Annotated in this window: 21 protein-coding genes; 18 read left to right on the forward strand and 3 right to left on the reverse strand. The window is 39.8% G+C overall.

Translation table 11 applies throughout. The annotated features are described in order from the left end of the window. The first annotated feature begins 60 nt into the window (after nt 1–60). The 7 genes from EKM78_RS02360 (at nt 61) to EKM78_RS02385 (ending at nt 5,564) form a co-directional block, all read left to right on the forward strand. Nucleotides 61–1,020: a peptidoglycan recognition protein family protein gene (locus tag EKM78_RS02360; RefSeq protein ID WP_125768827.1), complete on the forward strand. Its 960-nt coding sequence runs from the start codon at nt 61–63 to the stop codon at nt 1,018–1,020. A gap of 200 nt (nt 1,021–1,220) precedes the next feature. After that, nucleotides 1,221–1,376 carry a hypothetical protein gene (locus EKM78_RS12445; protein ID WP_164507164.1) on the forward strand — a complete coding sequence of 52 codons (156 nt, stop codon included), beginning with the start codon at nt 1,221–1,223 and terminating at the stop codon, nt 1,374–1,376. A 695-nt stretch (nt 1,377–2,071) separates the two neighbouring features. Beyond that, on the forward strand, nt 2,072–3,040 hold the full coding sequence (locus tag EKM78_RS02365) for a peptidoglycan recognition protein family protein (RefSeq protein WP_125768831.1): 969 nt from the start codon (nt 2,072–2,074) through the stop codon (nt 3,038–3,040). 326 nt (nt 3,041–3,366) lie between these two features. Beyond that, nucleotides 3,367–3,819, forward strand: a complete 453-nt coding sequence (locus EKM78_RS02370) for a YdcF family protein (RefSeq protein ID WP_125768834.1) — start codon at nt 3,367–3,369, stop codon at nt 3,817–3,819. A 19-nt stretch (nt 3,820–3,838) separates the two neighbouring features. Continuing rightward, nucleotides 3,839–4,195, forward strand: a complete 357-nt coding sequence (locus tag EKM78_RS02375) for a YdcF family protein (RefSeq protein ID WP_125768837.1) — start codon at nt 3,839–3,841, stop codon at nt 4,193–4,195. 12 nt (nt 4,196–4,207) lie between these two features. After that, nucleotides 4,208–5,260, forward strand: a complete 1,053-nt coding sequence (locus EKM78_RS02380; RefSeq protein ID WP_125768840.1) for an AI-2E family transporter — start codon at nt 4,208–4,210, stop codon at nt 5,258–5,260. A gap of 73 nt (nt 5,261–5,333) precedes the next feature. Next, entirely contained in the window at nt 5,334–5,564 is a 231-nt protein-coding gene (locus EKM78_RS02385; protein ID WP_125768843.1) for a hypothetical protein, read from the forward strand. A gap of 167 nt (nt 5,565–5,731) precedes the next feature. Here EKM78_RS02385 and EKM78_RS12450 read toward each other — a convergent pair whose 3' ends face one another. Together EKM78_RS12450 and EKM78_RS02390 are read right to left on the reverse strand one after the other, a co-directional pair. Further along, the gene (locus EKM78_RS12450) at nt 5,732–5,902 is read right to left on the reverse strand and encodes a hypothetical protein (RefSeq protein ID WP_164507165.1); all 171 of its coding nucleotides are present in this window, start codon (nt 5,900–5,902) and stop codon (nt 5,732–5,734) included. A gap of 174 nt (nt 5,903–6,076) precedes the next feature. After that, a complete protein-coding gene (locus tag EKM78_RS02390) occupies nt 6,077–7,015 on the reverse strand; it encodes a sugar-binding transcriptional regulator (RefSeq protein WP_125768846.1) in 939 nt (312 codons plus the stop codon). 146 nt (nt 7,016–7,161) lie between these two features. Between EKM78_RS02390 and deoC the strand changes: the two genes are divergently transcribed. The 7 genes from deoC (at nt 7,162) to EKM78_RS12455 (ending at nt 13,839) form a co-directional block, all read left to right on the forward strand. Further along, nucleotides 7,162–7,809, forward strand: a complete 648-nt coding sequence (gene deoC / locus EKM78_RS02395; RefSeq protein ID WP_125768849.1) for a deoxyribose-phosphate aldolase — start codon at nt 7,162–7,164, stop codon at nt 7,807–7,809. 62 nt (nt 7,810–7,871) lie between these two features. Then, nucleotides 7,872–9,056 carry a phosphopentomutase gene (locus EKM78_RS02400; protein ID WP_125768852.1) on the forward strand — a complete coding sequence of 395 codons (1,185 nt, stop codon included), beginning with the start codon at nt 7,872–7,874 and terminating at the stop codon, nt 9,054–9,056. A gap of 15 nt (nt 9,057–9,071) precedes the next feature. Then, nucleotides 9,072–10,370 (forward strand): pyrimidine-nucleoside phosphorylase, encoded by a 1,299-nt coding sequence (locus EKM78_RS02405; protein WP_125768855.1) that lies wholly within the window; start codon nt 9,072–9,074, stop codon nt 10,368–10,370. A 29-nt stretch (nt 10,371–10,399) separates the two neighbouring features. Then, nucleotides 10,400–11,107: a purine-nucleoside phosphorylase gene (gene deoD / locus EKM78_RS02410; protein WP_125768858.1), complete on the forward strand. Its 708-nt coding sequence runs from the start codon at nt 10,400–10,402 to the stop codon at nt 11,105–11,107. 13 nt (nt 11,108–11,120) lie between these two features. Then, nucleotides 11,121–12,353 (forward strand): NupC/NupG family nucleoside CNT transporter, encoded by a 1,233-nt coding sequence (locus tag EKM78_RS02415; protein WP_125768861.1) that lies wholly within the window; start codon nt 11,121–11,123, stop codon nt 12,351–12,353. A 24-nt stretch (nt 12,354–12,377) separates the two neighbouring features. Continuing rightward, complete coding sequence (locus tag EKM78_RS02420; protein WP_125768864.1) at nt 12,378–13,664, forward strand: NCS2 family permease; 1,287 nt, start codon at nt 12,378–12,380, stop codon at nt 13,662–13,664. Between the two features lie 19 nt (nt 13,665–13,683). Beyond that, nucleotides 13,684–13,839 carry a hypothetical protein gene (locus tag EKM78_RS12455; protein ID WP_164507166.1) on the forward strand — a complete coding sequence of 52 codons (156 nt, stop codon included), beginning with the start codon at nt 13,684–13,686 and terminating at the stop codon, nt 13,837–13,839. Nucleotides 13,840–14,032: 193 nt separating this feature from the next. Here the strand turns inward: EKM78_RS12455 and EKM78_RS02425 are convergent, their stop codons facing one another. After that, a complete protein-coding gene (locus tag EKM78_RS02425; RefSeq protein WP_125768867.1) occupies nt 14,033–14,356 on the reverse strand; it encodes a hypothetical protein in 324 nt (107 codons plus the stop codon). 193 nt (nt 14,357–14,549) lie between these two features. Here EKM78_RS02425 and EKM78_RS02430 point away from each other — a divergent pair, with 193 nt between their 5' ends. The 4 genes from EKM78_RS02430 (at nt 14,550) to EKM78_RS02445 (ending at nt 25,682) form a co-directional block, all read left to right on the forward strand. Continuing rightward, complete coding sequence (locus tag EKM78_RS02430) at nt 14,550–17,069, forward strand: ATP-dependent Clp protease ATP-binding subunit (protein WP_125768870.1); 2,520 nt, start codon at nt 14,550–14,552, stop codon at nt 17,067–17,069. Nucleotides 17,070–17,317: 248 nt separating this feature from the next. Then, a complete protein-coding gene (rpoB, locus tag EKM78_RS02435) occupies nt 17,318–20,950 on the forward strand; it encodes a DNA-directed RNA polymerase subunit beta (RefSeq protein ID WP_425453520.1) in 3,633 nt (1,210 codons plus the stop codon). A 31-nt stretch (nt 20,951–20,981) separates the two neighbouring features. Continuing rightward, nucleotides 20,982–24,656, forward strand: coding sequence for a DNA-directed RNA polymerase subunit beta' (gene rpoC, locus EKM78_RS02440; RefSeq protein ID WP_125768876.1), 3,675 nt, complete (start codon nt 20,982–20,984; stop codon nt 24,654–24,656). A gap of 201 nt (nt 24,657–24,857) precedes the next feature. After that, nucleotides 24,858–25,682 (forward strand): alpha/beta hydrolase, encoded by an 825-nt coding sequence (locus EKM78_RS02445; protein ID WP_125768878.1) that lies wholly within the window; start codon nt 24,858–24,860, stop codon nt 25,680–25,682. Nucleotide 25,683 lies beyond the last annotated feature (1 nt).

Below are 25,683 nucleotides of genomic sequence, written 5' to 3' on the forward strand. Positions count from 1 at the left end.
TTATATATGGTACAGACCGATTTGATAATATTTGTTTATTAAATAATTTGGGGGATCAATATGTTTTCAAAAAAGAGGATTATCGTCAGCACGATCGCTTCGATTGCTTTTGCAGGGGTGGGAGTATTTTCATCTCAATTTGGAACGACTTGTATCCAAGAAGTTCAAGCTGGTTCTTGGGTCAACCAATATATTGCTAACAATAATATCAAACCTGTCGGTATCGAAAACCGCGAAGGTACATTCAATCGTTGGTCTGGATATCGTAACGGCGTGGGCCGTCCAGAAGGTGTGATGATCCATGAAACGGCAACACCGAACGCTACTGCAGAAGCTGAGGTGAGCTACTTCAATCGTAAATGGCCGGTGTTACAAACATACGTCCATGCGTTTGTCGATGCTAACAAGATCATCAATATTAAGAATACTGATTTCTTGGTGTGGGGTGCCGGTCCGAACGCTAATCAACGTTATATCCAAGTTGAATTGTGCAACGTGAACACTCCGGATCAATTTGCTCGTTCGATCTCGAATGACGCTTATTATGCGGCTGCTAAATTGATCCAATATGGTTTGCCATTTGTTCCAGACAAGACTTTGGTGACTCACAAACAAGCCACGAACTGGTGGCACGATACTACTCATGTTGACCCTGATGGTTATTTAGCTAAGTGGGACTATGATATGAGCCAATTCAATGAATTGGTCGGTAAGTACTACAATAATTTGAAGGCTACTGGCTCAGTCGATGATGCGGTTGTTGACCCAGCTCCGGTGGTGCCTGAAGATGGTTCGATCGTTAAGCGTGAAGGTAAGGTTACTGTGGCTAATCCTGGTAGTTTTGCTGTTCCTTTGGTTGCTTTTCGTGATGACGGAACTACTGCTGATTCTAATCGTGGTTTGGCTAAGGGTTCTGCTTGGTATACTGATCAGCAACGGTCTTTTGATGGGCATGTTTATTATCGTGTTTCTACCAATGAATGGGTTGCAGATACTTATTCATCGTTTGTTGGTTGGTAATTTTATTCTGTTGAAATACTTCTCCTCCCTAGAGGTTATTCTATACAGTTTTGGATTACATAAATATATATATCGTTACAGATTAGCTGGTGCCTGTTGGTGCTGGCTTTTTTGTATGGGTGTAAGAGAGCTATGGCTGACAGAATAGTTTTGCTTGGAGCACGTTTTGTTAGTTTGGTTGGTTAGGTTGAGGTAGTAGTTTGTTGCTACGTTCAATGCCGACTCCGGGGCCCGGGGATACAGACGCTGGAACGTGGTGGGCACATTTTGAACCAATCGAGCAAAGTGCGCTCGCTTGTTTCAAAACTGCACCTTCCTCTAAGCTCCTTCGTCGCCAAGAGGAATTTCACCACTGAGGTCTGTATCCCCGGGCCCCTCCGTCTAGATAGAGACATAATCCCCCCTTTGGTTGAGTTTTACCGATTTATTTTCTGCAAATTGGCACTGTTTGCTCGTCCTATTTCTCACATGTCTATCTCAGTTTCTATTTTTGTTGGTGAGATCTAGTTCCTGGTGTAGGTTGTTGTGTGTTGGATATTTCTTTTTCTGGTTGATTGCTGTGTTTGGATTTGTGCCTTTTTTGTTTTTCCTCTGCTTTTTATCTTTCTTCTGTTTTTTTGTTTGCTCTTTTGGGCTCACTTGCTTGCTTCGCTCACAATTTCGCCTTGGTTTGGGGGATTTTTGTTGAATTTTTTTGGTTTTTTTTAATTTATTTTTTCATTTTTCTTATTATATTTGGTGATTCGGGTTTGGATTTTTGGTTTCTTGTTTTCTTAAAGTTGGCTTAAGTTTAAATTTGAAAGCGTTATATTTTTTGTTTTTGTCATATTTGATTTATTTTTCATTTATTTTTGTTGTTGTATTGAATGCCTGATGTGACTGGTTTTTGATTTTGTTGTTAGGGTTCTAACGATTCTTTTTGGTATTAATTTATCGTTTTAATACTTAAAAATTACCTTATGATTACATTTTTATTACTTACAACATTATTGGGTGAAAACTTGTTAAGATTGACTGGTTAAGAAAATTAACTGTGGGAAGGGTATTATTTATGTTTTCAAAGAAAAAATTTATTGCTAGTTTGGCTACTGCTGCTGCTTTGACAGGTGCTGGATTTGTTACTACTAATCAAGTGGTTCCTCAAATTTTTGCTGCCCAAGAAGTTGGCGCTGAAGCTGTTAACGATTATATTGCTAATCAAGGTATTACTCCTGTTTCTATTCAATTCCGTGAGGGTACTTTTAATCAATGGATCCCTTACGAAAATGGTGTTGGTAAGCCGGAAGGTATTGTTATTCATGAGACTGCTACTCCTGGTGCTACTGCTGAGGATGAGGTTTCTTACTTTAACAATAACTGGCCTACTATCCAAACTTATGTGCATGCCTTTGTAGATGCTAATGAGATTATTAACATCCACAGTGCTGACTATGGTGTTTGGGGTGCTGGTCCTACTGCTAATGCTAAGTATATTCAGGTTGAACTTTGTGAAGTGAATACGGCTGACGAGTTTGCTCGTTCTGTTGCTAACGATGCTTACTATGCTGCCTTTAGACTGCACCAATATGGTTTGCCTGTTGAATACGGTAAGACTATTGTTTCTCATGACCAAACTTCTAAGATGTACGGTGAAACTAACCATACTGATCCTACTGGCTACTTTGCTAAATGGGGCTACAGTATGGAAGAATTCGTTGCTTTGGTTCAAAAGTATTACAACCAAATGAACGGTTCAAGTACTAATAGTGGTTCTAACAACAATGCTTCAACTGGTACTAACAATGGTGGTGTTTCTGCTAACTCATCTGAAGGTACTGTTAAGGTCAATAACTCAGGAAGCTATGCTGTGCCACTAGTTGGTTTCAATAGCAATGGCTCTACTACAAAGTCAAACCGTGGTTTGGCTAATAATACTGATTGGTATACTGATCAATCTAAGACTTATAATGGTCACAAGTATTATCGTGTATCAACTAATGAATGGGTAATGGATAATTACGCTCAATTTACTGCTAAATAATCTCGTGAAGATTTTTTAAGTAATACTCTTTGAAAATGGTTCCATTACACATAAATAAAATACAGTATAAAGTGAATATAATATAAATTATATAATTTAAAAAAGTCAGCCTCTCGGTTGGCTTTTTTGCTTGTCGGGGTTAGTTTCTTTTGGATACATTCGAGTTTTTCCGTTGTATAATATTGATATTCAAAAAGATAATTTTGGGAAATTTGAAATTTATTGGTTGAGATCACAATTCTCTTACCAACAAGAAGCTATGCATTGGGGATGCTGATAGGCTTTTTGTGAGAGATCTTGGTCATTGTTCAAATGAGGGAATACATATGTCATTTTTAATTTATATTTTGTTTGTGGCTGTGTTAGAGGTTGTGTTGGTTATGCACGTGCGCTTTTTGTTTAGTCGTCATCCATTGCCAACATTGATCGCAGTCATTATTTTTATCGTGGGGATGATCCCACCGATTGTGAAATTGCAACGACTACCACACTTGTCGCCATTGTTTACAATTTTTCTTGCGTTTATTTTTTGCGTGGATCTGTTATTTTTGCTGATCATGCTAATTTACTACTATAAGGTCAAACGCTCTGAAAAACTGAGCCTTGATACGCAAGCAGATTACATTGTTGTGCTGGGTTCAAAGTTTATGAGTCGTCGGATTCCACCGATCATGATGAGTCGTTTAGAGAAGACGGTCCAAGTTTATCATGCATTGAACGGGCATCCTCAGATCATTGTAAGTGGCGGGAAGAGCGCTGTTTCTAAGTGCTGTTTCTAAGATCGAGGAATCAGGAAGGATGCGTCAATATTTGCTTGACCATGGGATCCCGGATTCCGACATTATAGTAGAAAACAGGTCCGAGAATACGGCACAAAATTTAGAATTTTCTTCGATCACTATTAAACGTCATTGGAAGGGAAGTTCCTTACCTCATATTGTGGTAGTGACTAGCGAATTTCATATTCCACGTGTTCAGCAATATGCAACTCGTTTAGGATTGGATGCTAATTTCGTGCCTTCGATCACGATCCCGGTTTTTAAATGGCCGGCAATGTTTCGTGAGTTCACGGCAATAATCTGGTATCATAGATACACTATCGAAACTATAATGTTAATGATGATTGTTTTGTTGATTTGTACTTTCGTTCGTTAAGGAGTTTTGTTGATGAGTGTCTATGATAAGTTTGTTGCTAACAAAAGACTGAGAAGGGCAACTATCCTGATCTTAGTCTGCTTGATTTTTTACTTATTCAGAAGTATGCTGAGCCTGTTTTTATTGACTTTTATTTTTACTTTTTTATCAGTTCAATTAGTCCGTTCTGTTCAAAAGCACGTGCGTGTTAAGCCGATTTTTATATTGGCGCCGCTGTATATTTTGATCATTGCGGTGGTTATCTGGGCAGCTTCGAATTATATTCCACAGTTGGTCAATCAATCGAGCAAGATTATTAACTCGCTGACGAAGTTCTATGAGAGTAAGGAATTCCGCGACAGTAAGTATGTTTCTTATATTTATGAGTATTTGCAGACGATCAATCTTGATAATCAGATCAAAACGGCTACTACGCAGGTGGTCAACTATATTACTAGTGTTGGTGCGATCGGTTTGAATATTTTTATGTCGTTTATCTTGAGTTTTTTCTATACTTCTCAGATCGACGATATGAATAAGTTTGGGCGTCAATTTTTGACTTCTAATTATGGTTGGTTGTTTGAAGATATCCGCTATTATGGTCAGAAATTTATTAATACTTTTGGTGTTGTTATTGAGGCACAGTTGATGATTGCAGTTGTTAATACGGTGCTGACGACTATTACTTTGATCGTGATGAAGATGCCTGGTGTTATTGCTTTGGCTGCTATGGTGTTTATTCTTTCGTTGATCCCAGTGGCCGGGGTTATTATTTCTTTGGTTCCGCTTAGTTTTGTGGCTTATTCTGTGGATGGGTTTAAGTATGTTATTTACATTATTATTATGGTGATTGTGATTCATATGATCGAGACTTATTTCTTGAATCCGCAGTTTATGTCTACTATGACTCATTTGCCTATTTTCTTTACTTTTGTGGTTTTGATTGTTTCGGAAGAGTTGTTGGGCGCTTGGGGGCTTATTATTGGTATTCCTATTTTTGTGTTTTTCCTTGATATTTTGGGTGTGCATTCTATTGGTGGCGGTCAGAAGAAGAGGAAGAAGATTCGGATACGGCGTGATGGGTGATATGGTTTTTATTTTTGTTTCTGGGTTGGTCCAGGGCTATTTTTTTTTGCCTTTTTATAGATGTGAGAGAGCTATGGCAGACAGAGGAGTTTTGCTTGGGGCACGTTTTGTTAGTTTGTTTGGCGGTTGGGGTGTGGAGGTAGTAGGTTGGTTGCTACGTTCAATGCCGACTCCGGGGCCCGGGGATGCAGACGCTGGAACGTGGTGGGCACATTTTGAACCAATCGAGCAAAGTACGCTCGCTTGTTTCAAAACTGCACCTTTCACTAAGCTCCTTCGTCGCCAAGTGAAATTTCACCACTGAGGTCTGTATCCCCGGGCCTCTCCGTCTAGATAGAGTCATAATCCCCCCTTGGTTTGAGTTTTACCGATTTATTTTGATCAAGTTGGCACTGTTTGCTCGTCCTATTTCTCACATGTCTATCTCAGGCTTCATCTATTCTGGTGGGGAGTAGGGGCTTCCTTTTCTTGTTACGATATAATTTTTATCTCGATTTTCTTCTCTTTTCTCGGTTCGTGGGACTTCGCTCCACTCATTCTTGTTTCCTGACTTACATTGCTTTTGCCATCTTTGTTTTCTTTTTGGTTAGATAAGAGTGAATATCTTTTTTCTTCTCTTGCCTTCGCTTCTTGCTCGTGCACTCGTTCCTCGTGCTCTTGCCTGGTTCTTCGCTTTGCTTTTTCTCTCTGCTTATTTGTTTCTTGCTCGTGTGCTCGCTTCTCTCGCACTCTTGCTGTTGGTTTTTTCGTTTCGTTATTTTGTTCATGTCTTTCTTTATTTGGGTATTCAAAAAGTCAGCCGTTTGGCTGACTTTTTTATTCGGATAGTAATTTTTGCGCTACTCCGTAGTCGGTTATTAGTACGTTTGCGTAATTGCCGGCTAGGGCTCCTTTGATTGAGGATACTTTTTTCATTGATCCTGCTACTAGGATGGAATAGTCTTTGTTTTTTAACTCATCTAGATCTGAGCCTACTGTTCGGTCGTTGATGGTTTGATTAGCTATTTTTCCGTCTTTTGTAATGAAGCGTGACATTACATCTCCGACGGAATTTTTTTGTAGTTGGGTTATTTCTTTTTGATTTAAATAGCCTAGGTTGAATAGTAAGGCGTCGTTGCGGACTGTTCCGCAGGTGAATAGGGCAATGTTGGTTTTTTTGCCTTCGTCGATTATTTTTTTGATGAATCGGTCTTCTAGGACTATTTGCTTGGTTGTGGCGTTGTCGAAGATTACTGGTAGTGGCAAGTTGATGGCGTTTGTTTGGAATGCTTTGCCGAATTTTTCTAGGATCTCGGTGGCGAAGTTGTTCATGTCGCTGGAGGCTACGCTTCCTTTTAGTTGGACTACTTTGATGTTGGATTTTTCACTGGTTTTTAAGTTGTTGGCTACGGCGTTTATGGTTTTCCCCCAGCTTATGCCGATGGAATAGCCATTTTGGACTATTTCATCTAAGTACTCGGCTGCTAGTTGGCCGATTTTTTCATTGATGGCTGCGTAATTGTCGCTGATGTCGTAGGCTATTAGGACTTTTTTTAAGTTGTATTTGGTTTCTAATTGCTTTGATAAGACGTCTAGGTCGGTGGCGGGATCGGCTATTTCTATTTTTACTAGGCCGGTTTCGTGAGAATATTGTAGCAGTCTGGATACTGTTGGTCTGGAGATGCCGATTATTTTGGCTATTTCGTTTTGGCTTAGGCCGTCGTCGTAGTATAAATGGCAGATTTTTAGCGCTGTGGCTGTTTTTTTATTTTGCATGGTTACCCCTAATTTTTGTTGAGATTAGTATAGCATAAAAAATTTTAGATTTGGTCAATTATGAATATTATTTCAAAATAGATGCTTACATATGTTCAGTTTGTTGCTAAGATGAATTTGTTAAGAGATGAAGGGAGATTTTACTCATGGAATTAAATAGTTATTTAGATCACACGTTACTTAAACCAGAAGCTACTCAAGCTCAAATTGAAAAGGTTACTCATGAAGCTATTGATAATCACTTTTTTTCAGTGATGGTCAATCCTTGCTGGGTTAAGTTGGTTCACGAGATGGTGGCAGGTTCTGATGTTAAGACTGCTTGTGTTATTGGCTTTCCTTTAGGAGCAAATACTACTGCTATTAAGGTTGCTGAATCAGAACAAGCTATTTCTGACGGTGTTGATGAACTTGATATGGTGATGAATATCGGTCAATTTAAGAGTGGCAATTTTGATTTTGTTAAGTCTGATATTGAAGCAGTTGTCCAAATTGCTCATAAGAATAATAAGCTGCTCAAGGTTATTATCGAAACGGCACTTTTGACTGATGAAGAGATCACTAAGGCTAGCGAGATCGTGGCCGATGCTGGGGCAGATTTTGTTAAGACTTCGACTGGTTTTTCTACTCGTGGAGCTAAGTTAGAAGATGTTCAAATTATGAAGGCTGCTGTCGGTGATAGGATCGAAGTTAAAGCTGCTGGGGGGATCCATTCGGCTGAAGATGCTGAGAAGATGATCAAAGCTGGTGCTTCTCGACTTGGTGTTAGTGCAAGTATGGCTTTGATCGGTAAGTAATTCGCTAGATATTTTTTTTGCTTATGAATGTAAACGCTATCATAAAAAGGAATGGTGAAACGATGAAGTATAAGAGAATTTTTGGGATCGTTCTGGATTCTGTTGGGGTGGGCAACGCCCCCGATGCTCAGACGTTTAATGATCAAGGATCTGACACTATTAAACATGTTGGAGAGGCTTTTCAAGGAGAGCTCAAACTGCCTAATTTAGGCAAGTTGGGTCTTGCTAATCTTCATGGTGAAGAAATTCTAGGTGTTCCCAAACAACCAGCTCCGAAGGCTTTTTACGGAAAGATGAACGAACAGTCGGTCGGTAAAGATAGTATGGATGGACATTGGGAAATGATGCAGTTGCCGGTTATGAAGCATCTTAGCTTTTTCCCTGATGGTTTTCCTGATGATCTGCTTGATCAGATCAGTAAATTTTCTGGACGGAAGATCGTCGGGAATAAGGCTGAATCTGGTACTAAGATCATTGAAGAGTTCGGTGAGCATCAAATGCAGACGGGAGATCTGATCATTTATACTTCCGGCGATAGCGTTTTACAAATTGCTGCCCATGAAGAAATTATTCCGCTTGAGGAATTGTATAAGATCTGTGAGTATGCTCGAACACTGGTAAATGGACCTAAATACGTGGTCGGTCGGATCATTGCTCGTCCTTATGTTGGTAATGGTAAAGGTGATTTTACTCGAACTGCCAACCGTCATGACTACGCCTTGCTACCATTTGGCGAAACATCGCTCGATAAGCTCCAACAAGCTGGGGTCAAGACATACGGCATCGGTAAGATCGGCGATATTTTTTCAAATAAAGGTTTAGATGTGCTTTATCACAATGAAAGCAACATGGATGGGATGGATCACGTTGATGAAGTTATGAAAGAAGACTTTACCGGTTTTTGCTTTACTAACTTAGTCGATTTTGACGCGATGTATGGTCATCGTCGTAATCCGATCGGTTTTGGAAATGCCTTGATGGATTTTGACAAACGTTTAGGAACTGTTTTAGACAATTTGCAAAAAGATGACTTGTTGATCATCACAGCTGACCACGGAAATGACCCTGGTTTTACTGGTAGTGATCATACTCGAGAACAAGTTCCACTGATCGCTTATTCGCCTTCAATGGCAGCTGGTGGAGACTTGGGCGTTAGAAGTACTTTCGCTGATTTTGGAGCGACTGTTTTAGACAACTTTGATGTTGCTGGAAGTGAAGTCGGCACGAGCTTTTTAAATGACCTATAGGGGGATGATTGAATTATGCGCATGATCGATATTATTGACCAAAAGAGAAATGGAAAAGAATTATCTGAAGAGCAGATCCAATTTTTTGTCGATGGGGTATCAGATGGAAGTATTCCCGACTATCAGATCAGTTCATTGCTGATGGCGATTTATTTTCAAGATATGACCGATCAAGAACGGGCTACTTTAACGATGAAGATGATGGAATCAGGTCATCACTTGGATCTATCAAAGATCCCGGGAATAAAAGTCGACAAGCATTCAACTGGTGGTGTCGGTGACAAAGTCAGCTTGCCGTTAGCTGCCATCGTTGCGGCGTTAGATATTCCGGTACCGATGATCTCTGGAAGAGGCTTGGGTCACACTGGCGGGACTTTAGATAAATTAGAAGCGATACCTGGATATCAAGTCGAGATCAGTGAGGAGGAGTTCATTGATCAAGTAGCCCAGGAAAAATTGGCTATCATTGGAGCCACGGGTAATATCGCTCCAGCTGATAAGAAAATTTATGCCTTGCGTGACGTTACCGATACAGTCGACTCGATCCCACTGATCGCTAGTTCGATCATGAGTAAAAAAATCGCTTCTGGTGCCGACGCTTTAGTTATCGATGTTAAAACGGGATCCGGTGCCTTCATGAAGACTTTGGAAGACTCGACTAGATTAGCTCAAGCCTTAGTCGATATCGGTAAAGGCGTTGGTTTGAAATGCCAGGCAGTAATCTCGGATATGAACCAACCGTTGGGTAATAAGATCGGTAACTCATTGGAGATTGAAGAATCGATCGATATTTTAAAAGACAAGGGACCAAAGGATCTACGGGAACTGATCTTGACACTCGGAAGCTATATGGTCGTGATGAGTGGCAAGACCGAAGATGTCAACGAAGCTAAAGTGATGCTTGAAGAAGCTATTAGTTCCGGTAAAGCTTTAGAGAGATTTAAAGCGATGATCAAGGCTCAAGGTGGGGATGAACGAGTAGTTGATGATTATTCGATCATGCCTCAGGCCAAATATCAGATCGAACTTCCAGCTGAAAAATCTGGAGTACTGGCCAAACTTACTGCTGATGAGATCGGGATCGCCAGCATGTTGCTGGGTGGAGGTCGCCAACAAGCTGACGACAAACTGGATTATTCAGTCGGGATCGAATTGCATAAGAAAATCGGCGATCCAGTTGAAGCAGGCGAATCGTTGATGACGATCTACAGTAATCGTCAGGATATTTCAGATATTGAAAAATTGATCCGAGAAAATATTGAAATAGCACCGGCAGCAACCGCACCTAACATGATCTATAAAATTATTGAGTAAAAAATCGTAGGGTAGAAGGAGAATTCGAAATGAGCACACATATTGATGCAAAAATGGGAGATATTGCAGAAGTAGTACTGATGCCAGGAGATCCATTACGGGCAAAATTTATCGCCGAGAATTTTTTAGAAGATCCAGTTTTATACAACACAGTTAGAAATTGTTACGGCTACACCGGAACTTATAAGGGGAAAAAAGTTTCTGTTCAAGCTTCAGGGATGGGGATCCCCTCGATTTCCATTTACGCTACCGAATTAGTGAAATTCTTCGGTGTTAAGAAATTGATCCGTGTGGGAACTATCGGAGCTATCGGCAAGAATGTCAAAGTCCGCGATGTTATTATTGCTAATTCTGCTAGTACCGATTCGTCAATGATCTATAACATTTTAGGTCGCAGCATGTATTACGCACCAACGGCTGACTTTAAAATGGTCCACAATGCTTATCAAATTGCGCAAGACATGGGCGTGACGACGCATGTGGGAAATATTTTATCGGCTGATCGTTTTTATAATGACGAGATCGACAACGAGAAACTGCGCGATTACGGCGTATTGGGAATTGAAATGGAAGCAGCAGCACTTTATACCATCGCTGCGAAAAACAATGCTCAAGCTGTAGCGATTTGTACTGTTAGTGATGAAATTCTAAATAACGTGGCTACTTCTGCTAAAGAAAGAGAACAATCATTCAAAGACATGATGTTGATTTCTTTAGAAACTGCCATTAAGGATTAGTGGTGAATAAAATATGTATTTAGTAGTCAACATTATTGGATTAGCAATCTTCATTTTGATTGCCTTTGCTTTTTCAAAAAATAAAAAAGAAGTCAAGTGGAAATCCATCGCGATCATGACCACTTTGAATATTGTGCTAGCTTGGTTTTTAACGAGCTTTTCGATCGGACGTAATATCGTTTTAGGTGCGGCCGATGCTTTCAATGCTTTAGTTCAAGTAGCATACACGGGGGTCGAGTTCGCCTTGCCTAGCATGGTCCACGTTAAGAATATGGACTTCGTCGTTAGTGTCCTCTTGCCAATTTTGATGATCATTCCGTTATTTGATATTTTGACTTATATCGGAGTATTGCCATTTATCATCAAGTGGATCGGTAAAGGCTTGGCCAAAATAACCGGCCAACCGAAATTTGAATCGTTTTTCGCCGTGGAAATGATGTTCTTAGGAAATACCGAAGCATTGGCAGTTTCATCTTTGCAACTGAAGCAAATGAAAGCTGAAAGAAATTTGACTTTAGCGATGATGTCGATGAGTTGTGTCACAGCTTCGATCATTGGTGCTTATACTAGCATGATGCCGGGACAATTTATTTTGACAGCTATTCCGATCAATATTATCAATGCCATTATCGTGACTAATATTTTGAATCCAGTTAACGTTCCTGAAGAGGAAGATACGATCGCTACGATGCAAGGGAGTGGATCAACTGGCACGGTTGAAGAAGCTGATGCTAAGACTGAAAAGGAACCTTTCTTCTCCTTCTTAGGTGATTCAATTTTGAATGCTGGTAAATTAGTCTTGATCATTACCGCTAATGTTATTGCCTTTGTTGCGTTAGCAGCTTTGATCGACAAATTACTCGGGCTCATTCATCCATGGATCTCTTTGGAACATATTTTAGGCATCATCTTATATCCATTTGCTTGGTTGCTGGGACTAAACGGTGGCGATGCCTTCCAGATGGCTCAATACATGGGAACGAAGTTAGTGACCAACGAATTTGTGGTTATGGGTAAAGTGACCGATACGATCAATAGTTTCCAACCACACTTTAAGGCAGTCTTAACTGTGTTCTTAACATCTTTCGCCAATTTCAGTACAATTGGAATGATTATCGGTTGTTTCAAGGGATTAGTAGATAAAGAAAAAAATGATCTGATTGCCAAAAATGTTGGATATTTGTTACTGTCAGGTATCCTCGTATCACTACTATCCGCTGGAACCGTAGGCTTGTTTATTTGGTAGATCGATTTATGAAAGGTTTTTTAAATGTTTAACTATTTAGGATGGAATAAGTTAACTAAGTCAGATATCAAAACGGAGATCATCGCCGGGATCACGGGATTTTTCACGATTTCTTATATTATTATCGTCAATCCGATGATCTTGAAAGATGCTTCGATACCAGTTGAATTGAGCGTTTTTGCAACGATTTTTGCCTCGATCATTGGTTGCTTGTTGATGGCGTTTTGGGCGAACGCACCGATCATTATTACCCCAGGTATGGGTGTCAACGCCTTTTTCACGTACACGTTAGTAGTTGGTATGCAATTGAGTTTTCAACAGGCGATTGCCATTAGTATTTTCAGCAGTGTGGTTTACATGTTGATCAGTTTTTCTAAATTGAGCGACTTGCTTGCTGCCGCTGTTCCCAGTAGTTTGAAGATCGGTATCACGACGGGAATAGGGATGTTTTTGGTCGTGATCGGTCTGCAAAAAGCTGGCTTGATCAAGCAGGGGGCTAACGGATCTTTATTGTCGCTAGGGAATTTATCTGATCCAGCTGTGTTACTAGCCCTATTTGGTTTGTTAGTAACGTTAGGACTTTTTATAAAGAGGATCCCTGGAAGCTTTATCATAGGTATTGTTTTAACTAGTGTGATGGCGTTTTTCTTTGGCATCACAACTAAAACTCCCCAGACTGATATTTCGATGTTGAGTAAATATGGCGAGCTACTTTTTCAAGGCGATTTTTCAGAGTTGTTTTCTTTGAAGTTTTTGCTGGCTGTTTTTTCGATGACGATGATATTGGTTTTTGAGTCGATGGGTATTTTAGAAGGTTTACTGCCGGATAAGAAGTTGTTTAAGAAAGCTTTTCAAGCTAGTTCTGTAGCTACATTTTTGTCGGGCTTTCTTGGGACTAGTCCGACTGTGGCTGCTGCTGAGAGTGCTGCTGGGATCAAGAGTGGCGGTAAGACTGGGATCATGTCTTTGACTTCTGGGATTTTGTTCGCAGTTGCTCTGCCTTTTATTTCTTTTTTGAGGTTTGTTCCTGAAGCTGCTATTGCTCCTGTGATTATTATTACTGGGGCTTTGATGATGCAGAATTTGGCTAATATTGATTATGATGATTTGAGCGAGTGGATACCGGCGTTTTTGATTTTTGTTTTGATTCCGCTTAGTGGGTCTATTTCTGCTGGGATGGCTTTTGGGTTTATTGTTTATCCGGTTTTGAAGATGGTTGTTGGTGATCATAGTGAGATGTCTTTGCTTTTGGTTGTTATTTCGGTTTTGTTTTTGGTTCAGATTTTTGCTGAGGCTTTGTTTGTTGGGTGACGAGTTTGTAGGTAGTATTTTGGTGGTACGTTCAATGCCGACTCCGGGGCCCGGGGATACAGACGCTGGAACGTGGTGGGCACATTTTGAACCAATCGAGCAAAGTACGCTCGCTTGTTTCAAAACTGCACCTTTCACTAAGCTCCTTCGTCGCCAAGTGAAATTTCACCACTGAGGTCTGTATCCCCGGGCCCCTCCGTCTAGATGGAGATATAATCCCCCCTTGGATTGAGATTTACCGATTTATTTTTATCAAGTTGGCACTGTTTGCTCGTCCTATTTCTCACATGTCTATCTCAGGCTTTATCCATTCTGGTGGGGAGCAGGGGTTTCCTTCTTTTTTGCAATACTTTGTCTGTCTTGAACACTTATTCTTTTCTCGGTTCGCGGGACTTCGCTCCGCTTATTTTTCTTCCTGACGGTGATTGCTGCAGCGATTGATCATTGTGGGGTTTCTTTTTCTTTCTGGCTGTCGCTATGCTCCCGCCTTGTTCGTTTTGCTGCGATCTCTTTTTTGGGGGGAGCTTTACTCTCATTCTTTTGCTTCTAGGGGCTTTTTCTTTACAATTTTGGTTGAAACCATTAATATTATTATCCTTAAACATTTTATTGTTGGCTTTGATTGAATTTGCTTTTTCTTTTATCAAGCCTTTTTTGATGAAACATGTTGAAGTTGTTGGTAAAATATTCATTAATTACATTAATTGATTTTTAGACTTTATTGTTTGAATCGAAGAATAATAATGTTATGGTTGCTTTAGATTCAGGTGGAGCAATGTTTAGGAGATGTTAGAGATCTGATGGTTTGCGAGTGTTTTGCTTGCAATTTTATTTATCAGAATTATACTTTCATCACAAGTAAATAAGTAAGTCGAGGTAACTATTATGGACAAGGTGTTTACTGAAAGCGCGAAAAACGCACTTGTTTTGGCTCAAGAGCAGGCTAAGACATTTCATCATAATGCTGTTGGAACTGAACACATTTTGCTAGGTCTAACTATGGAAAATGATGGTATCGCTGGTATTACTTTGCGTGATTTGGCTGTTAGCGATCGAGACGTTCAAGAAGAAATCGAACATCTTACTGGTTATGGCGACTCATCAGCAAATGTTGCTAGTGGGATTTACCTTCCTTATTCACCTAAGGGACAACAAATTCTTGCCAGTTCCGAAACTGTTTCTAACCAATATAGTTCCAGTCGTATCGGGACTGAACATATTTTGTTAGCTATTTTGGATGATACGGATAATTTGGCAAATCGTATTTTGACTAATTTAGGTCTTAGTTTGACTAAGACTAAGAATCTTCTGTTAAGTAAGATGGGTATGAGTACCAAGGGTGCACGTCGTGGACTTGGTATGAATCAAAAGAAGAAGGCTGCTCAAGCCGGTACTCCTACTTTGGATTCTCTTGCTCGTGACTTAACGAAATTAGCTGCTGATAACCGGGTCGATCCTGTTGTTGGTCGTGCTCGTGAAGTGGAAAGAACTATTCAGATCCTTAGTCGTCGGACAAAGAATAATCCTGTTTTAGTTGGAGAACCTGGTGTTGGTAAGACTGCTATTGTTGAGGGTCTGGCTGAAGCTATCGTTAAGAATGATGTTCCAGCTGATATGCAAAATAAACGGATCATGATGCTTGATATGGGTTCTTTAGTCGCTGGTACTAAGTACCGTGGTGAATTTGAAGACCGTTTGAAGAAGATTATTGAAGAAATTTATGCTGATAAGCATGTTATTTTGTTCATCGATGAATTGCACACTTTGATCGGTGCTGGTGGGGCTGAAGGTGCTATTGATGCCTCAAACATTTTAAAACCAGCTTTGGCACGTGGTGAATTGCAATTGATCGGTGCAACTACATCAAATGAATATCAAAAGTACATTGAAAAAGATACTGCTTTGGAACGTCGTTTTGCCAAAGTTTATGTTGAAGAACCAACTGCGGAAGAATCTGTGCAAATTTTGGATGGTTTGAAACCACGCTATGAACAACACCACGGTTTGACTATTTCAGAAGAAGCTGTCAACGCAGCTGTCCGTCTATCAACTAGATACTTAACGAATAGATTTTTGCCAGATAAGGCCATTGATTTGATCGATGAAGCATCTGCTAAAGTGCGGATCCACAATTCTGAGAAGAACAATAAGTTGGAAAGCTTAACTGCTGATTCGAAAAAATTGATCGACGAGAAGAACACAGCTATTTTGAATCAAGACTTTGCTAAGGCAGCTCAGATCCGTGAAAAGGAACAAGACTTGCAAGCTAAGATCGAAGATTACAAGCAAAGACAAGCTGACGGTAAAGAGAAGAAGCCTGTGGTCACTGAGAAAGATATCGCAGAGATCATTTCTGACTGGACTGGTGTTCCGGTAACTCAGATTACTAAGAAGGAAAGTGAAAGACTTCTTAACCTTGAAAAGGAACTCCACAAACGGGTCGTTGGTCAAGATAATGCTATTAGCGCTGTATCACGGGCCATTCGTCGTGCTAGAAGTGGTATGAAAGATCCTAATAGACCAAATGGTTCATTCATATTCCTTGGACCTACTGGTGTTGGTAAAACTGAATTGGCTAAGTCGATTGCTGAAGTAATGTTTGGTTCAGAAGACAACTTGATCCGTGTTGACATGTCTGAATACATGGAACAATACAGTACTTCTAAGTTGATCGGTTCAGCCCCTGGTTATGTTGGCTTTGACGAAGGTGGACAATTAACTGAGAAAATCAGAAACCAACCTTATTCAGTTGTATTATTAGATGAGGTTGAAAAAGCTCACCCAGATGTATTCAATATTTTGCTACAAGTCTTAGATGATGGTATTTTAACTGATGCCAAGGGACGCAAAGTTGATTTTAGAAATACGATCATTATCATGACTTCTAACTTAGGCGCACGTTCTCTCGAGGATGACCGTGAGGTTGGATTTGGTGCTAAAGATGTCAGAACTGATTATAAGGAAATGGAATCACGGATCGATTCTGAATTGAAGAAGTTCTTTAGACCAGAGTTCTTAAATCGTATTGATGAAACTATTGTCTTTAAGGCTCTTAATAAAGAGCAACTTAAGTCCATTGCTAAGATCATGAGCAATAACCTTAGAAAGAGACTTGAGGAGAGAAATATTGATCTATCTATTTCACCATCTGCTTATGACGATTTAGTTAAAGATGGTTACAATCCAGAATATGGTGCTCGTCCAATGAGACGGACCATTCAACGTGAAATCGAAGATCCAGTTAGTGAATTGCTCTTGATGAACAATATCACTGAAGGTGACACGATCAAGGTTGGCTCGAAGAAGGGCAAACTTGAGATCAACGTTGCTAAATCTACTAAGAAAAGCAACAAAACCAATAAGAATTTGAACGATAATAAAAAAGGCGATAAAGTTAAAAATTAATTAAGCTTAATCCATTGACAAAGTGGAATTAGGCTAGTAATATTGCTTTTGAGATTTAAAGTTCAAAACGCAAGCTACGATCTATTGTCCGTAGTGATGCCGTATAGAAAAAAGCAAAGATAGAAATAAAGTTTCTATTTTTGGTTTTTTTTTTGCCCTAAAACAGGTATTAAAACCGTTTTCAGGTAAAATGTAACATAAATGTAACATTTCTAGCGGCAAAATTTTGAACAAAAATAAATGTTGAGGTGAAGAATTTGACTTTTCATAACGTAAATTATGGTGCACACCGTGTTCGTCGTAGTTATGCCAAGATCAAGGAAGTACTTCCACTGCCAAATCTAATTGACATTCAAAAGAACTCATACAACTGGTTTTTAGATGAAGGTCTAAAAGACATGTTTGATGATGTTATGCCAATCGATGATTTTGCTGGAAATCTTTCTTTGGAATACGTTGACTATAAGCTTCTTGAACCAAAGTACACTGTTGAAGAAGCTAGACAACATGACGCTAATTATTCAGCCCCATTGCACGTTACTTTGAAATTGACTAACCATGAAACTGGTGAGATCAAGACTCAAGACGTGTTCTTTGGTGACTTCCCAATAATGACAGACCAAGGTACTTTCATTATTAATGGTGCTGAACGTGTTATCGTTTCACAATTAGTTCGTTCTCCTGGTATCTACTATAATGCTGATACTGATAAGAACGGTCGTATTACTTATGGAACAACTGTTATCCCTAACCGTGGTGCATGGTTGGAATATGAAACTGATGCCAAAGGTTTAGGATATGTAAGAATTGATAGAACTAGAAAGCTTTTGATCACAGAATTAGTTCGTGCTCTTGGTTTTGGTTCAGATGCTGAGATCTTGGATATTTTCGGTGAAAATGACACTTTGAACCGTACTCTCGAAAAAGATGTCCACAAAGATACTGCTGACTCACGTGTTGAAGAAGCATTGAAGGATATTTATGAAAGATTACGTCCTGGTGAACCTAAGACTGCTGACAGTTCTCGTTCATTGCTCTACGCAAGATTCTTTGACCCACGTAGATACGATCTAGCTGCTGTTGGTCGTTACAAGATCAATAAGAAGTTAAATCTTAAGACACGTTTGTTAAATCAAACATTAGCTGAAACATTAGCTGATCCAGATACTGGTGAAGTTATTTTAGCAAAAGACACTGTTATCGATCGCGATGCTATGAATAAGCTAGGCGATTACTTAGATCGTGATGATTTCAAGACAGTAACTGTTCAACCTTCAGATGAAGGTGCTCAAACTGATCCTGTTACTCTTCAAATCATCAAAGTTTACTCACAAGATGATAATGAGAAAGTCGTTAACATCATTGGTAATGGTCATATCGACGAAAACAACCGTACAATTCAAGTTGCTGATATTTTGGCTGGTTTGAACTACTTCTTGAACTTAAAAGAAAGCATCGGATCAACTGATGATATCGACCACTTGGGTAACCGTCGTATTCGTTCAGTCGGTGAATTGCTTCAAAACCAATTCAGAATTGGTTTGTCACGTATGGAACGTGTTGTACGTGAAAGAATGTCAATTCAAGACTCATCAACTGTTACACCTCAACAATTGATCAACATTAGACCAGTAGTTGCTTCGATCAAGGAATTCTTTGGTTCATCACAACTTTCACAATTCATGGACCAAACAAACCCTCTTGGCGAGCTAGAACACAAGCGTCGTCTTTCAGCCCTTGGACCTGGTGGTTTGACTCGTGATCGTGCCGGATATGAAGTTCGTGACATTCACTATACTCACTATGGTCGTATGTGTCCTATTGAAACACCAGAAGGTCCTAATATCGGACTTATTAACAACTTGGCTTCATACGCTATTGTTAATAAATATGGTTTCATCGAAACTCCATATCGTCGTGTATCATGGGAAACTCACAACGTTACTGATAAGATCGATTACTTAACAGCCGACGAAGAAGATAACTACATCGTTGCTCAAGCTAATACTAAGTTGAACGATGATGGATCATTTGCTGATACAACAATTTTGGCTCGTTACAAAGATGACAATATCGAAACAACCGCTGAAAAAGTCGACTACATGGACGTTTCACCTCGTCAAGTAGTTTCTGTTGCTACAGCATGTATTCCTTTCTTGGAAAATGATGACTCGAACCGTGCCTTGATGGGTGCTAACATGCAACGTCAAGCTGTTCCTCTGATCAATCCACACGCACCATTAGTTGGTACAAGTATGGAATATATTGCAGCCCACGATTCTGGTGCTGCTTTGATCGCACAACACGCTGGTACTGTTCAATATGTTGATGCTAAGAAGATTACTATCGAACGTGACGATGACGGTACGATCGACGAATACAAAGTTACAAAATTCCGTCGTTCAAATAATGGTAAGTCATACAACCAAAGACCAATCGTTCGTAAGGGCGAAGAAGTTAAAGTTGGTGACATTATCGCTGACGGTCCTGCCATGGAAGGTGGAGAATTAGCCCTAGGTCAAAATCCATTGATTGCCTTCATGACATGGAACATGTACAACTACGAAGATGCCATCGTTCTTTCAGAGAAATTAGTTCGTGAAGATGCTTATACTTCAGTTCATATTGAAGAATATGAATCAGAAGCACGTGATACTAAACTTGGACCTGAAGAGATTACTCGAGAGATTCCTAACGTTGGTGAAGAATCATTGAAAGATCTTGACGAGTTCGGTGTTATTCGTATCGGTGCTGAAGTGCGTGATGGCGACATCTTAGTAGGTAAGGTCACACCTAAGGGTGTTACAGAATTATCTGCTGAAGAGCGTCTATTACATGCTATCTTCGGTGAAAAAGCTCGTGAAGTTCGTGATACTTCACTCCGTGTACCACACGGTGGTGGCGGTATTATTCAAGACGTTAAGGTCTTCACTGGTGAAGCCGGCGACGAATTGAATCCTGGTGTTAACATGATGGTTCGTGTTTACATCACTCAAAAACGTAAGATCCAAGTCGGTGACAAGATGGCTGGACGTCACGGTAACAAAGGTACTGTTTCTATCGTTGTTCCTGAAGAGGACATGCCTTACATGCCAGACGGTACACCAGTTGATATCCTATTGAACCCAATGGGTGTTCCATCCCGTATGAATATCGGACAAGTTCTTGATCTTCATTTAGGTATGGCTGCTAGAAAATTAGGTATTCACGTTGCAACACCTGTTTTCGATGGTGTTACAAATGAAGAATTGTGGGATATCGTTAAAGAAGCCGATATGGATTCAGATGGTAAGTCGATCCTTTATGATGGACGTACTGGTGAACCATTCAAGAACCGTGTAGCGGTTGGTGTCATGTACTACATGAAGTTAGCCCACATGGTTGATGATAAATTGCACGCTCGTTCAATCGGACCTTACTCATTAGTTACACAACAACCACTTGGTGGTAAAGCACAGTTCGGTGGACAGAGATTTGGTGAAATGGAAGTTTGGGCTTTGGAAGCTTATGGTGCCGCTTATACACTTCAAGAAATCTTGACATACAAGTCTGATGATATCGTTGGACGTGTGAAGACTTATGAAGCTATCGTTAAGGGTGAAAGTATTCCTAAGCCTGGTGTTCCTGAATCATTCCGTGTTCTTGTTAAGGAATTACAAGCTCTTGGACTTGATATGAAAGTTCTCGACAATAACCAAAAAGAAATTGAACTTAGAGATATGGACGACGATGACGATACAGTAAGTATTGATGCATTATCGAAATTCGCTAAGCAACAAGAACAAAAACGTGGTGAAGAAGAAGCTAAGAAGTTAGAATCAGAAGAAGGTAATTCAACTGTACAATCTAACGGTTCTCAAGAAACAAAATCAGAAAAATAGTTAAAATTTGGCATGTTAGGGAGGTTACCTTTTGATAGACGTTAATAAATTTGAAAGTATGCAAATTGGTTTGGCTTCTCCAGATAAGATCCGTAGTTGGTCTTATGGTGAAGTTAAGAAGCCTGAAACAATCAACTATCGTACTTTGAAGCCAGAAAAAGATGGTCTGTTTGATGAAAGAATCTTCGGACCAACTAAAGACTGGGAATGTGCCTGTGGTAAGTACAAACGTATCCGTTATAAGGGTATTGTTTGTGACCGCTGTGGGGTTGAAGTTACTCGTTCAAAAGTTCGCCGTGAAAGAATGGCTCACATTGAATTAGCAGCTCCTGTTACACATATCTGGTACTTCAAGGGTATCCCATCACGTATGGGACTAGTTTTGGACATGAGCCCAAGAAACCTTGAAGAAGTAATTTACTTTGCTTCATATGTAGTTATTGATCCAGGTGATACAGACCTAGAGAAGAAACAACTACTAACAGAATCTGAATATCGTAAGAAGCGCGAAGAATTTGGCAATAAATTTGTTGCTAAAATGGGTGCTGAAGGTATCAGAGAACTTCTTAGCCAAGTTGATATGGATGAAGAAGTTAAGAGCTTGCGTGAAGTCTTGAAGACTGCCCAAGGTCAAAAACGTACACGTGCAATTAGACGATTAGATATTTTGAGTGCCTTCCAAAAGTCTGGTAACAAACCAGAATGGATGGTAATGGATGCTATTCCAGTTATTCCTCCAGATCTACGTCCAATGGTTCAACTAGAAGGTGGCCGTTTCGCTACTTCTGATTTGAACGATTTGTACCGTCGTGTAATTAACAGAAACAACCGTTTGAAGAGATTATTGGACTTAAATGCTCCTAACATCATTGTTCAAAACGAAAAGAGAATGCTTCAAGAAGCTGTCGATGCCTTGATCGATAACGGTCGTCGTGGCCGTCCGGTCACAGGACCTGGTAACAGACCATTGAAGTCACTTTCACACATGCTTAAAGGTAAGCAAGGACGTTTCCGTCAAAACTTACTTGGTAAACGTGTTGACTATTCTGGACGTTCAGTTATTGATGTTGGCCCAACACTTAAGTTCTACCAATGTGGACTTCCTCGTGAAATGGCATTGGAATTATTCAAACCATTCGTAATGCATGAATTAGTTAAAAGAGAAATTGCTTCAAACGTTAAAAACGCTAGAAGAAAGATCGATCGTCAAGATGACGATATCTGGGATGTTCTAGAAGATGTAATCAAAGAACGTCCAGTTCTACTTAACCGTGCCCCTACGCTTCACAGACTTGGTATTCAAGCCTTTGAACCTGTCTTGGTTGACGGTAAGTCAATTCGTCTTCACCCATTAGCTTGTGAAGCTTACAATGCCGATTTTGATGGTGACCAAATGGCTGTTCACGTGCCACTATCAGACGAAGCTCAAGCTGAAGCTCGTATGTTGATGCTTGCTGCTCACCATATTCTTGCTCCTAAAGATGGTAAACCTATTGTTACACCATCACAGGACGTTGTATTGGGTAACTACTACCTAACGATCGAAACAAGACATATGGATGGCGAAGGTAAGATCTTCAAAGATAGCAACGAAGTTAAAATTGCTTTATTGAATGGTGATGTTCATTACCATACAAGAATTGGTATTTCAGTTTCATCAATGCCAAACAAGCCATTTAAAGATGACCAACGTGATAAAGTTATGATCACAAGTGTTGGTAAAGTTATCTTTAATGAGATCTTGCCTGAAGACTTCCCATACTTAAATGAACCTACTGATGATAACCTCATCAATGGTGTTCCTGATAAGTACTTCCTTGAAAAGGGAGAAAATATCGAAGATAGATTAGACGAGATGGAATTGATCGACCCACTTAAGAGTAGTTACTTGAGTGATATCATTGCCCAAATCTTCAAGATCTATCGTGTACAAAGAACTTCAGAATTACTTGATGATATGAAGGAATTAGGTTACACGATCTGTACATATTCTGGACTAACAGTTGGTGTTACAGATGTTCCTAACTTAACTGAAAAACCTGAGATCATCGACAAAGCCCACAAGCAAGTTGCTTCAATTTCTAAGCAATTCCGTCGTGGACTTATCACTGATGATGAACGACATGATCGTGTTATTAGTGTTTGGAACGATACTAAAGATGAGATCCAACAATTATTGATCGATTCATTTGATCCAACAAACCCTATCTCAATGATGTCTGACTCCGGTGCTCGTGGTAACATCTCAAACTTTACTCAGCTAGCAGGTATGCGTGGACTTATGGCTGCCCCTAACGGTGGTATGATGGAAATCCCTGTTATTTCTAACTTCCGTGAAGGTCTATCAGTTATGGAAATGTTCATGTCGACCCACGGTGCTCGTAAAGGTATGACCGATACAGCTTTGAAGACAGCTAACTCAGGTTACTTAACTCGTCGTCTAGTTGATGTTGCTCAAGACGTTATCGTTCGTGAAGAAGACTGTGGTACTGATCGTGGACTAGAAGTAAGTGCTATTACTGAAGGTACTGACATGATCGAACCATTGTTTGATCGTCTAGTTGGTCGTTACACTCAAAAGACAGTTAAAGATCCTGAAAATGGTGACGTAATTGTTCCTCGTGGTGTATTGATGGATGAAGACATGGCTCAAAAGGTTGTAGATGCTGGTGTTAAGACAGTTACGATCCGTTCAGCATTTACATGTAACACTAAACATGGTGTATGTAAGAAATGTTATGGTCGTAACCTTGCTACAGGTGAAGAAGTTGAAATTGGTGAAGCAGTTGGTACTGTTGCTGCTCAATCAATCGGTGAACCTGGTACACAATTGACTATGAGAAACTTCCATACCGGTGGTGTTGCTGGTGGCGATGATATTACACAAGGTCTTCCTCGTGTTCAAGAAATCGTTGAAGCTAGAAACCCTAAAGGTCTTGCAGTTATTTCTGAAGTTGACGGTACAATTACTGCCATCGATGAAAACCCTGCAGAACATACTAAAGAGATCACTGTTGAAGGTAACATTGATTCAAGAACATACAGTGTTCCTTATACATCAAGTGTTGCCGTTGCCGAAGGTGACGTCATCCAACGTGGTGCTAAGTTAACAACTGGTTCAATTGATCCTAAGGAATTGATCAAGATCACAAGTGTTCAAACTACAGAAAATTACCTACTTGCTGAAGTTCAAAAAGTTTACCGTATGCAAGGTGTTGATATTTCTGATAAGCATTTCGAGGTTATGATCAGACAAATGCTTCGTAAGATCCGTGTTCTTGACCCAGGTGATACAGATGTATTACCAGGTGAATTGATGGATATTTCTCAATTTACAGATCACAACCGTGAGACATTGATGAGCGGTGGGATTCCTGCAACAGGACGTCCAGTCTTACTTGGTATTACTAAAGCCTCACTTGAAACAAACAGTTTCTTGTCAGCTGCTTCCTTCCAGGAAACAACTAGAGTTCTTACTGATGCTTCAATTCGTGGTAAGAACGATCCACTTCTTGGTCTTAAGGAAAATGTTATTATTGGTAAACTTATCCCTGCCGGTACAGGTATGGCTAAGTACAACCATATGGAACCTAAGAAAACAGGTCCTATGGCAGCCAACTCCTTAAACGGAGCATATACAATTTCTGACATCGAAAAGCAAATGAAAGCTGAAGATGCCAAGAAACAAGAAGAAAGCAATAAATAAAGTATTTTAATAAGATCCAGCATTCATTTGAGTGCTGGATCTTTTTTTGGCATCCGTTTCAAATAAGAGAGTGGAAGGCGACAGGGGCTTTTCTCTATTTTTTTTAAAGTGCTATACTGTTGGATAGCGAATACTTGTTATAACGTTAATAACATTGCATTGACGCAAATAATTTGGAATTTACTTTAGAGGAGGAAGAATATGTTAGAAAATCAAACTTTGAAGTATCAAGATACCACTTTCGATATTGATACTTATTTTCTAGATAAAATCAGCGATTTCAAGAAAGAAGTTAAGCATCCAGTGGCTATCATTATGCCTGGTGGCGGCTTTAACTTCCATACTGATCGTGAATCTCAGCCCATTGCCATGAATTTTGCTCAAGCTGGTATCCATGCGGTTGTCTTGCATTATCAATTGTTGAAAGATGGCAAATCTGTTTTCCCATTAGCACTTCAAGAATTAGCTACAACTTTGAACTGGCTCAGTGAGCATGCAGAAGATAAGCAAATCGACTTAGATAAGATTTTGTTAGTTGGCTTTTCAGCTGGTGGCAGTATCGTTACTAATTTCAATTCACTAATGACAAATGCGGAGACAAGAAAAGACATTTTTCCTGAAGAACTAAAAGCTATGCCTTATGCGAATATCATTGGCTACTCTGTGACAGATATGACGCTAGGTTGGCCTAAGACTTTGGATGCAGCTGAGAAGATGAGTCCAGATCATAAGTTCTGGAAGTCTCAAGATACTTTGACTAAGTCAGGTAAACCAACATTTATTTGGCAAACAGTTACAGATCAAACTGTTCCAGTAACTAATTCCTTAGTCTACGCTGCAAAGATGGAAGAATTAGGACTACCATTTGAGCTCCATTTGTTCTCAAGTGGTCCTCACGGAACAGCTTTGGCCACTTACCAAGTTCAAGAACCAGGCGATGATCATTACTTGAATCATCAAGTATCCAAGTGGTGGCCACTATGCTTGAATTGGCTTGATCAAATCAACGTATTACCTATTGACTAAT

The organism is Companilactobacillus furfuricola (genome assembly GCF_003946325.1).
GTDB lineage: Bacteria > Bacillota > Bacilli > Lactobacillales > Lactobacillaceae > Companilactobacillus > Companilactobacillus furfuricola.